Raw genomic sequence first — 10687 nt, 5'->3', positions numbered from 1 at the left:
TGGGCGGAGCGCCCCTCGAAATTCTCAAGGCGTACATCGAGAACCAGGGACGCGGCTGACGCCGCGTGCGCCTCTACATCCTCTCCCTCGAAGGGAGACCGCTTTCGACGCAAGGTTTGCTAAATCTGCCAGACGATGACGTCCCACTTTTTTGCTTGCGCACCATACAGTCTCCGAAGCGCCCATTGCATGGGCAGCCCCTGTCGCGCCGGAGAGATAGACCAAACCGAGTCACTGAATGCTTTGCAGAAACTCCCGCCGCCTTGGTGCGGAAGGCGAGGAGAATGGAGGAATGATCTGACCTCCAGCGAAGTTGCTCCAGTTGGATTTTATGTTCAGCCATGTCTGAAATGAATCAGTGCGAAATCCGACTGATCCATGTGCGGGCGCACTGCCCCGATCAAACTCATTGCGATATAGAACTGTATTGGTGAGGTGTGTTCCCGACGGAGGGGTCGGTTTGATCGGTCCTAAGGTCCAGATGAGTTTCAGCCCGCTGATTAAACCGAACTTTACGTCGCGGACGGTATTGTGTTCAAAGACAGATGCGGCGAATCTGCCCCCTTGAGTATCCCAGGTATCGAACGCTATGCCGAACCGCGACATAGAAGAAATTGCATTCCTACGGAACGCATTGCCGAAACCACCATAGACCCCCGGATTGGTATCAAATCCGAATGTCAGACCGGTATAGAGGCCGTTGTTCCCGTCTCTGATTTGATTGTTGGCTGCGAGCGTGAAGAACGGCGCTGACACACTGTCATGAGCACTACCAGATGTAGCCGCAACCATAAGACCATGCCGCATCTTGGATATTTGATTATTATCGATCACTATATCGTAACACGTGCCCCATACCAGGACTGAGGTGGAATTCGAATCGTGTTGGGAATGTGTTCCGCGGCCCTCGAAGACGTTGCCGTAAACGACAGCACGTTCCGCGATTGCTGTGAGGAAAAACAGGCTGGTTGTGGTGTCTGGCTGAATACGCCACGGCCGATCCAGATATACTGTTTTTCCCTCTACTGAGACGATCCTGCGTTTCTGACCGATACCACGACCACCGACAACAACAACGTCTTTGCCTCCAGGCGTTTCCTTGATGTCGACGGAGTTGAAGCTAACGCGGTTAGGGAAGGTCGCTGTGGCTTTGCCTTGCAGATTTACGGATCCGAACTCGAAGATGATTTGCTCTCCCTTGTTGCAGTCGACCTCCTCACAATCGCGTGGCGCACTATTGTGCGTCCTGTTCCCTCCGAAATACATGTTGCGGGTACTACCGAAATGGCCCTGAGAGACGAAGAGCCGCCCAATGCCATGTCCATCACTCCGACTCTCATCGGCATTTAAAAGCTGATTATCCACGAGAGCGAGGTCACGGCCGCCCCAAGCGGTGACCCCGCTCTCACCGTCGTTTGTCATCCGAAACGTCGAGCGACTAACAAAGACCTGACTGCTCGATGCTATGAATGTTCCGGATCCGACGATGTCCGTATCTTCAATCAATAACCCATTGGATCTGGCTTCAAGCGCCTGAGCTCCCCACGAGCTCAGGCGCGCGTGTGCGAATCGGATGTTTTTTCCCTGAACAAATATCATGGTGTGCGGCCCATGGTCGACTTGGTGATCGGCCACAATGGCGATGCGTTCGAAGTTTGCATTGTGAGATGCCTCCTGTGCATGCAGAAAGCCATGGCCACCAGCGCGAGATAGCGGAGCTGCGAGTTTCAGCAAACTGCGATCACGACCCTCGCCAAGCCATCGTACATTCGCCGGAACATTGAAGGTTCGCTGGACAGCATAGATACCTGCTGGGAACAGAATGGTCGAAGGTGCCATGGAAGCAGCGGTCTCAAGGGCAGCATCAATGGCAGCGCCATCATCGGTCCTTCCGTCACCTTTGGCCCCGAACTGCCTTACATTGATGGTCCGCTCGGATTGCGCGGCCCAGGGTGTCTGTGCCGTTATTGTCAGACGAAAGGGCCCGCTCCAACCAAACCACCCCCCATGCCCATTGTGAACCCACGTATCATAGGCACCAGCCGGCATGTCAGGTACTGTGAACTCTACACGGTATGGATTGACTGAGCTTGGTTGAATCCACCTGCCGCGGCCTCCTACGGGATGCAAATAGATAAATGATTGAACGGTTCCGTTAGACCGAGCTAAGTTGCGTCCATACACAGCGATGGACTGCCCGGCGACCGCTTGGTCTGGCCCAATCCACCAGCCCTCCGTGCGGTTGATGGCTACTGGCCGCCCGCGGTGTTCTCGATTCTTCGGCCAGAGGATATACATCGACCAGGCTGCAAGGTCCGATGGCAGCAGAACGGAGGCTGATACACTATCAATAGTGAGCGGCTCTAGTGTTCGTAGGGATGCGCCACGCTGTTCAGTCTGGGCAAAAATCTCGAAACTCGTGGTATCTGGATTCCCATCTGCCATCGCCATTGTAACGATCTCATCCGGACCAGCTGTCCTCAAGTTTTCACCAACGATTGGCCCCTTCTCGGAGATTGGTAGCCACGTGATATCGAAACGCTCAATACTGGGAGGCAAGATAGGTTCGGGCTGAGGTGCGCGGGCATCAATTGCGGCCTCGAAAGTATCCGGAGAAGATATCCATTCCTCCCTGGGAGCGACAGCCGCCGGTGCCTGAGCGTGGGCGGGAACCGTGCTGGTGCTGAGGACGCACAGCGTCAGGATTGCTAGGCCGATTCTGAACCACAGCCGTCTGATCCCCCGGGCGAATAGGGAATGCTCAGTCCAAGAAATGCAACGCATCTGCATGGCTCCAAATCATCGAGCCGATCTAGGGAAAAGCATGAGGAGAAATTGATAATGCGCCACCCCAATCAGTTTGAGGCCACCCTTCCTGAGAGGTACTGATTTAGCCCATCGGTCGGACGTTCTATCCGCTCGACCACGTGCCAGAGGTCGCTCATGATCTTCACGAAAGTCCTGCAACGGAGAGGCCAGCGTGCCGAAAGAAGCTGACGGTCATCTCGGGTCGGCGCTGCAGGCGGCCGAACTCGCGGCGCGCCAGACGGCGGAAATCGGCGACTGATCCAGGCAGCGCGTTCTCCATGGCTCGCTTGACGAGGGCATTGCACTGCTCCTCGAGATTGAGCTCAGGTGCATAGGCCGGCAGGGAGGCCATTGCAAAGTCCTGCGGATGGGCAGCAATGAAGGCGGTGGTGACCTGCGACCGATGCGCGTTGAGCCGATCCCAGATCACCAGCAGCGGCGTGCCAATCTGTCCCTGGGAGGAGCGCAGAGCCGAGATCACCGTATTGCTTGCGATGCTGGTGCGGAAGTGACGAGCATAGAGGCGTCCATCCGGCGTGATCGCCACGATGCTCGACACCTCCCGCCGCTTGCTCATCCGCTGGAGCACCGGGGTTAGCCTGCGCCGCGCCTAGGTCGGGCCCGGCCGGGCGCGGAAGCTGTGGCCGGTCTCATCCCAGAGGAGAAGCGTGCGGTGTTCCCGCTGGGCCATTTTTCAAAGCCATCCAGTCCCACTTGGGCCAGACGGCAATCACAAGCTCATCACGCTCTCGTGCTCGGGTGGCGGGGCGCCGGATGCTAAAGCCATGCGCCTTGAGTGGCCGTTCCAGATAACGCGGATGATAGTGGACCCCGAACTCGCGCTCAATCAGGACGCGCAATGCGCTTGAGGGTCCAGCGCTCGGTGGCAAAGCCCGCTGCCATGGCGCCTCGGTCGAGGAGCCACCCGAGGCGGGTCCAAGCCTTGTCATCAAGCGGCGGTGGTCGCCCTGTGACGGATCGCGCTTGCAGGCCGCACGGGCCCTCTTGGGTGAGGGTTGCAGCCCAGCGGCAGACACCGGCGCGACTTGCCCCCACGTGCCGGGCGATCTCGGCCTGAGAGAGATGTCCCTGGCGCAACAGCGTCGCGGCCACCAGGCGCCGCTCCTCCATCTGCTCCGGCGTCAGATGCGTCGGACGCCAAACGTTGCCATCCATCGCGCGCCTCCTCACGAGAACCGACACCGCCCTATGTTACACCGCATTGGTGAAGATCATTAGTGGCTCATATGCAGTCGGATCTGGTATAGTGATGTGTTGATCCTCGTGTTGCAGGGTGTCCCATGTCGCGCCACCGGAAAGATCCGCTGCGCCCGCTGTGGCTGTGTGCCCACGGCATAATGCCGTTGTACACGCCCGTGGGTGGCAGTTGGCTCAACATGGCCGAGTCGATCCAGCGCGTGCTCAAGCGGCAGGCCTCGCCGGGCAGCATCCCACCAGCCCTGCGGGGACCGGGAACTGGTTCGAGCAGACGGTACGCTGCTGGAATGCGCAGCCGACGCCGCTCTTCTGGAACGGCAAACGCCGGCAGCGGCGACGGCGCTCATCACAGGACCACTCCACCGGCTCGGGGGCTCCGGAGCCTGTATGTGCCAGCCACTCCATTAGCTCAGATCACAGGCGAAATCACAATGCCACGTCCAATGGCAGACGACCCACTAGGAGACCACTTTGGCAGAGTGGAAACCTGCAGCTTGCTTCACCAGTTGAGCCAATCCGTGGCTGAACTCGCATCAATGCGCTCGGCAGTGGTTATGTGACAACGCCCCGTTGATGCTGTCTAACACCCTAAAGCGAGGATCCCAGAGCATATTCTTGAGCTGGTGAGACGACGTGGGCGTGTGGGCTGAAGCTGCCAGCATCTCCTAAGGCACGTGCCTGCCGTTTCGCGCCAAACGGCATCCAATACAGGGCGTTGTTCAAGCGGCCTGTCGCTATATGCTCCTCAAGCACTTTCAGACGCATGAAGGTTGAGTTACGGAAGGCACGGTTCCTGAAATTCATCTGCTCGAGACCGCTTCTCAGCCCGCCGATTGCCTGAGATAGGGTAACCTGAGGCTGATGATGAGGCGCCATTCCCCGGAACAGGCTGAAATCGACCCGATATGAACGCTTGTCTGGTGGAGCGTCGGCATTAATGCTGACCCTCACACCAGGAATCATATCGGCTACAGTATGGGCGAGATCGCTGACTTGGTAATTCCAGTCGTCGCTGCCGGCATTGACCGCTAGGAAATCTCCCCCTTCTTCCGGCCGTCGTTCCAGGGCCCAGTCAATTGCACGTGCCATATCGGTTACATGGATCAGCGGTCGCCATGGCGTTCCATCGCTCAAAACCGTGATTTCTCCGTTCGCGAGAGCACAGGCGACGAAATCGTTCAGGACGAGGTCGAGCCGCAAGCGCGGGGACATTCCGCATGCTGTAGCGAAGCGAAGCGCGGTTACGGTCATGCTGCCGCGCTCCATCGCCCACAAGCTCTCTTCCGTTGCTAGCTTTGAGCGAGCATAAGCAGTCAATGGGTTAAGAGGATCGGCCTCGCGCCGCGGCCGGTCTCCCGCAGCACCATACATGCTGCAGCTGGAGGCAAAAATATATTGCTTGACGCCTGCATCTCTTGCCATCTCGGCAAGCCGAATGCTCGCCAAATGGTTGATCTCGCTCGTGGGCACCTCAAACTTGTTGCCCATTGGGTCATTAGAGATCGCGGCAAGCTGGATGACCGCGTCAATTCCAGACAGGATTTCTTTCGAAATTTGACGAATGTCACCAAAGAACTGAACATTCGCTTGGCATTCCGGCAGGAAGCAGGCATCTGTTAAACAGTGGCCGAAAAAGCCGGTATCATACCCTGCAATCCAGGCGTCCGGACGCTGCATGCGTAGGTGTCGGACCAGAACCGGTCCAACATAGCCCATGTTTCCAGTAATCAGAATCTTCATGTTGCTTCTCCTCAAGCCTAGTCCATGTTTCTAGTTGACATCTGCAGAAACTTGGGCAGACGCATCAATCCGGCGCATTTGCCCGCTGGCGCTTTGTTGCGTCACCTCCCGCCGCTCAACTCGCAAGATGTCTCCCGGTTGGATTGTCATGAGATCCTCAACTTCGGTCGATGCATATTGTCCGCCCATCCGGCGTGTCAGGGTGAAAATGTACTTCCAAGAGCGCGGAGTTGTGCGCTCTCCGAGCCTCGTCTGCATTTCAGCAATGATGGAGACAGTCGACGCGATCTTCTGCTCAGTACGCGCGATCGCAAGGCCAAGTTCCTTCAAATTTTGAGTGCTCTCGCCAATTCGCGCATTCCGGACTTCAACGAGCTTCTGATCGATTTCCAGCTGCCGCTGCTTCGCTCGCGCTAGGGCTAGGCGAAGATCGAGCGCATTGCGCTTGACGGCCGAGAGTTCACGTTTGAGGCCGAGGACGCGAGGCTGCACTGTTATCCCGCGCTCGAGGAGATTTTCCGCCGTGGCGAGTTCCTGCGCAAGGAGCGAGACCTCGTTATCATGAAGGGAAATGCTGGCCTGCAGAGAGCGAACCTCCTGGTCATAGCCATCCCGTTGATTGTTCAGTGCTCTTTCCTGGTCCGAGAGAGCTGAGCGGCGCGTCCGGAAAAGCGATGTCTCATCGTTAATGATGCGCTGCCTGATTTGCGGCAAGACAAGATTGTCTTCCAGGACAAGGCTGGCTTCAAATTCCACTCCCTTTATCTCAGCTTCGAGACGAGATCTCTGCGCAACCTGAGAAAATCTCAGGAGGCGAAGGTCGCCAAGATCCGACTCGGCGCCGATAAGCGATACGAGACTTGATTCAGCCTCCGGCGGCGCCCTGCGAGCACCGCCGGCAAGAGCCATCAGTTCCAGGACAATCATTTTTGGCCGGAATTGGAAAGACCCAGGCTTTTCGACATCGCCGATCACAAAGATCGGAGCATATTCGGCCACTTCGACAGTCAAGCCTCGTCCATTCGGACTAAAGGCCGAGACCCGCTCGGCAAGGCGGCGTGTCACTTCAGCACTAGTCAAAGCCTGAACATTGAATTCACCAACGAGTGGATAGTTGATTATCCCTCCAGGACCGACGCGGTATTGCCCGGATAGTCCCTCTTCACCATAAACCCTGATGGCCAAGACATCACCTTCGCCGATCATGTAGCCTTGCTCTGCGGCCTGCGATGAGCCCAAGCCCATCAGGGCGAAGGCAGCGCCAAGAAGCCAGGATGAATAGCCTTTTTTGGAGCGTCTGCCCCACATGGGAGGATTATTCGACACGATCTTCCTCTCTAGACCAACGGCGATGAAGGACAGTCGCTGCTGACCCTGCTCAACTGTTGAGTACTGGCAGTCTTCAGATGGCTTCCTGAAAGAAGTCCTGCCTCCTCAGCGGTCCGACCCTGCTGTCGCCGAACTGGAAAAGAGTTCGGATGATCTCTCAGCGTGTAAATTCCCTCGTAGGTTTTTCTTTGGTCTTCGACACGATTAAGGATGATGCCAGAGACAGGAGCCGCGAAAATGTTGAACTCGTCCAGGGCCGAGAGGACGGCTGTATCGGAGGTCGCGCCCCATCGCACGACGAGCAGCACGGCATCGGCATAAGTTCCGATGAGCGCGGCATCTACCTTCGCACCAATGGGGGGAGAATCCACAATCACGAAATCGTAGCGCTCACGCAAACTCTGAATTAGCATCTTAAAGGCACTGCTCTGCAGGATCTGCTGAGGGTCCTCTTTGATCTGACTTGCCGCGATGAAGTGCGCGCCCGATTTTCCATCTTGCCGCACGACCTCGTGGAGGTCTGTAGCACCAGAAAGGAGATCGCTCAGATTTGAGCCATGAGCATAGCCAAAAGCAGCGGCGACATTCGGGCGGTGCAAGTCGGCATCGACAATGATCACTTTCTTCCCAGTCGCTGCCAATGTCCGCGCTAGGGACACGCAAGTGGTGGACTTTCCCTCCCCCAACCCGGAAGACGTCACAACGATTACCTTCGCCTTGCATAAGAACCGAGAGCTCTGCAGTGCAGCTGCCAGCCTTCTCATGGCCTCGCTATAAGCGGATCTCGGCATAGTCACGATCTGATCCTGGGGCTTAAGACGCTTTCCATCGCGTATGGCCGGTATACGTGCAATGACTGGCAGCCCCACCAACTCCTCAAGCCGCAATCCAGACCGTATGCGTCGGTCGAAGCGATCGACCCCTAAGGCGCACCCGATTCCGGCAATCGCTCCGCCCATCAGACTAAATACAAAGATTGCTAAGAGATTTCGTCCTACTGTTCTTGATGGAACTTCAGCATTCGAGATAAGCCGTGCTTCTGGTGCTACGAATCCTTCCTGTTCGATTGTTTGCTTATATCGGGTAAGAAAGCTCTCGTAGATAACCCGGTTCACATTTGCTTCACGTTCAAGCTGCTGTACCTTAATTAGAGCCCTCCTTTCTTGAGCGGTTTTCTGCCATGTTTCGGCAATCGCTCCCTCTATATCCTTCTCCCGGCGGAGCATCACATCGACTTCGCTCGCGAGGCTCTCGACGATGCGGGCAACCTCCTCATCCATCTGTCTCCGGAGGGACGCCTGCTGAACCTTGAGTGAGGAGAGCTGTGCACTCTGGGTCGCACCGCTACTCTGGAGGTCCTGAACAGTCCGATCAATTTGCGCTGCCAGCTGTCGTAGGTTTTGGATCACCGGGGACTTCAAAACATCGCCGAATCCTTCCACTCCCTTTTCCGAAGCCAAGTATTTGCGCGCGACTTCGAGCCTCGCTTCCGCAGTCGCTCTTTCGGACCAGGCTTGGATCAGTTGGACATTGAGAGCGCTCAGCCTGTTCCCTTGCAGGGTCGTTCCGTTCGCTTCGACCAGTTCTGCGTTTTGACGGAATGACTGAACAGCACGCTCAGACAGCTCAAGTGCGCCACGCAGTTCCTGGAGCTTCATAGCCAACCATTGGCTGACCTCCCGGGTTGCGGATGTCTGAATCGACGCGAGATGGTTAAGGTATGCATTTGCGTAAGCATTCGCTACCTGTGCCGCGAGAACGGGATCCTCTGCGGTGAAGGAAATGAAGACCGTATAGGATCGCCCGTCATTGTCGACGCGCAGGCCTGTTGAAAGATAGTCAATGATTCTCTTCCTTAGTGCCTCCGCTGCTGCATCAGCAGACAGTTCCTCCTGCACCTGCGCTGAGCGGAAGTATGATGCGATTGTCTGCAATAATGAGACTGATTGACTCGGGTCTTTGATGCTCAAAGGATAGCGGCTGCCATCAACCTGCTTCATGACCGCTTCGGCCATCCTCCTCGAAGCGATGACATCGATTTCAGTCCGGAGAAATGGGCTTTCCTGCGAAAGTCGAGAGACAACGACATCCTGAGGAGCAGCTTGAATTTTCCGGGCGTCGAGAGCAATTGCTGCGGTCGCGGCATATTGTTTCTTTTGAGCAGTAGCCAACCCTACGCCTAGTGCGACGCTGATCACGAGGGCGATGCTGATGATCCACTTTCGCCGAAGAACCAGGCCAATTGCTTCGTGAGGACTGATCCGAATACCGCCGGTAGAAGGCTCCCTCAATATTGTCACTGCTAGTCTCCGATCATACACCTCGTATCAGCGATGTGGCTTTCAGATCGTGTCTCCATGACTTGTGAGATATGCCACCTCGGTTCTGTTACGCGCCTTGAGCTTTCTCATAATATTCCGCACATGAACCTTGACTGTGCTCTCTTTCATGTTGAGTTCATAGGTGATGATCTTGTTCGCCTTTCCCTGTCGGAGCGCCCTCAGAACGACATATTGCCGGGCCGTAAACTTTCCATCGGCGCTGCCGTTTTGCGATGAATCCGTTCCCTCACCCGAGTTTTTCCAGGACATCAGATAATTCGCCGGCACATAAATTCCACCGGCCTTGACGAGGTACATGGCTCCGATAGCGATATCCAGGTTGACGCTGGACGGAATGAACCCGCAGACGCCTTTGGCAATGGCGCCCGTGATCTGATTGGCGTCCTCCACATCCGAGAGTATGACCACGAGAGCAGCATTAAGCGTGCTCGTAAGGGGCGCGATCCCGCGCTCGGTCTCGTTGTCCTTCATCTTGCGTCCACCAAGGCACAGGAGAACCAACGATGCTTGGCGATGGAGATGCGACGCCTCGATCCATTCGCGTACGCTCGAGAAGGTAAGGATTGTCGATCCGGGCGCAGCCACTCTCAGCGACCAAACAAGGCAGTCACGCGACAAAATTCGCGGCTCAATGATGGCAAGGGCCAGCTCTGACAGCCGGCCAAGACTCTCGCGGGGCCATCCCTTCTGAGCGTCATAGCTGTCATCTTCAAAATGCGTTCGCGGAAAGATTTCCTGGTCAATGATTTGAGCCTCCAGTGTCAAGTTCTTATATCCCATCGGCATCTATTCCTTCCGGCGATATGATGAGACCAGCAGAACTTGCTGCTGCTTCGCTCCATTCATCAGAACACCTTCGCCTATACAGCGATACGCGTATGCAATGCCCGCTTGGCCCGATGACCCAAGCGGTGGACATAGGTCGTCGAAGTAGTGAAATTATTATCAGCTCAGGTTTTGTTGAATAGACGTATAGTTCGTCTACAATGTATAGTCCAATTACCTAGTTTGGATAAACTTTCAGGTTATGCTCCGAGTCTGCCACTCAATCCCGCCCTTCTAATGGCTCGCAAGATCCCGCGCATCTTCATCCAAAGGTGTAGAGTCATACACCCCTTGTAAGCCTTGCTCCCTATTCCTGCATTGGCCGACTATCCTGTTGTTACGAAAAGCATGATCGGAGCGGCTTCCGACAGGTGTATTCTCGTCAGATCCTACGGGTATGTAGAGGGTCTAAAGGAGTTAGATTC

At 56.0% G+C, this 10687-nt stretch carries 8 protein-coding genes; all 8 read right to left on the bottom strand.

What is annotated here, in order from left to right; all coding sequences use genetic code 11:
- Nucleotides 1–231: 231 nt before the first annotated feature.
- Entirely contained in the window at nucleotides 232–2784 is a 2553-nt protein-coding gene (locus ACS5Q1_RS24290; protein ID WP_473100579.1) for a glycosyl hydrolase family 28-related protein, read from the bottom strand.
- 166 nt (nucleotides 2785–2950) lie between these two features.
- A complete protein-coding gene (locus tag ACS5Q1_RS24285) occupies nucleotides 2951–3397 on the bottom strand; it encodes a transposase (protein ID WP_473100578.1) in 447 nt (148 codons plus the stop codon).
- Nucleotides 3398–3458: 61 nt separating this feature from the next.
- Nucleotides 3459–3758 carry a helix-turn-helix domain-containing protein gene (locus ACS5Q1_RS24280; protein WP_473100577.1) on the bottom strand — a complete coding sequence of 100 codons (300 nt, stop codon included), beginning with the start codon at nucleotides 3756–3758 and terminating at the stop codon, nucleotides 3459–3461.
- The gene (locus ACS5Q1_RS24275) at nucleotides 3652–3984 is read right to left on the bottom strand and encodes a helix-turn-helix domain-containing protein (RefSeq protein WP_473100576.1); all 333 of its coding nucleotides are present in this window, start codon (nucleotides 3982–3984) and stop codon (nucleotides 3652–3654) included. The genes ACS5Q1_RS24280 and ACS5Q1_RS24275 overlap by 107 nt, the downstream gene beginning before the upstream one ends.
- A 630-nt stretch (nucleotides 3985–4614) precedes the next feature.
- Nucleotides 4615–5766: an NAD-dependent epimerase/dehydratase family protein gene (locus tag ACS5Q1_RS24270; RefSeq protein ID WP_473100575.1), complete on the bottom strand. Its 1152-nt coding sequence runs from the start codon at nucleotides 5764–5766 to the stop codon at nucleotides 4615–4617.
- 30 nt (nucleotides 5767–5796) lie between these two features.
- Nucleotides 5797–7011, bottom strand: a complete 1215-nt coding sequence (locus ACS5Q1_RS24265) for a polysaccharide biosynthesis/export family protein (RefSeq protein WP_473100582.1) — start codon at nucleotides 7009–7011, stop codon at nucleotides 5797–5799.
- A 92-nt stretch (nucleotides 7012–7103) separates the two neighbouring features.
- Nucleotides 7104–9395 (bottom strand): GumC family protein, encoded by a 2292-nt coding sequence (locus tag ACS5Q1_RS24260; RefSeq protein ID WP_473100574.1) that lies wholly within the window; start codon nucleotides 9393–9395, stop codon nucleotides 7104–7106.
- Between the two features lie 42 nt (nucleotides 9396–9437).
- Complete coding sequence (locus ACS5Q1_RS24255; RefSeq protein WP_473100573.1) at nucleotides 9438–10223, bottom strand: response regulator transcription factor; 786 nt, start codon at nucleotides 10221–10223, stop codon at nucleotides 9438–9440.
- Between the last annotated feature and the right edge of the window lie 464 nt (nucleotides 10224–10687).

The sequence above is a fragment of the Microvirga sp. GN3 genome, from assembly GCF_055792825.1.
Note: the sequence above shows the minus strand (reverse complement) of the source record. Positions and strands in the feature narration are given on the sequence as shown.

Excerpts from the sequence above, each read along its gene's own strand:
- ACS5Q1_RS24275 (WP_473100576.1), bottom strand. The coding sequence starts at position 3,984 with ATGGATGGCAACGTTTGGCGTCCGACGCATCTGACGCCGGAGCAGATG.
- ACS5Q1_RS24265 (WP_473100582.1), bottom strand. The coding sequence starts at position 7,011 with ATGGGCTTGGGCTCATCGCAGGCCGCAGAGCAAGGCTACATGATCGGC.
- ACS5Q1_RS24280 (WP_473100577.1), bottom strand. The coding sequence starts at position 3,758 with ATGACAAGGCTTGGACCCGCCTCGGGTGGCTCCTCGACCGAGGCGCCA.
- ACS5Q1_RS24270 (WP_473100575.1), bottom strand. The coding sequence starts at position 5,766 with ATGAAGATTCTGATTACTGGAAACATGGGCTATGTTGGACCGGTTCTG.
- ACS5Q1_RS24255 (WP_473100573.1), bottom strand. The coding sequence starts at position 10,223 with ATGCCGATGGGATATAAGAACTTGACACTGGAGGCTCAAATCATTGAC.
- ACS5Q1_RS24290 (WP_473100579.1), bottom strand. The coding sequence starts at position 2,784 with ATGCGTTGCATTTCTTGGACTGAGCATTCCCTATTCGCCCGGGGGATC.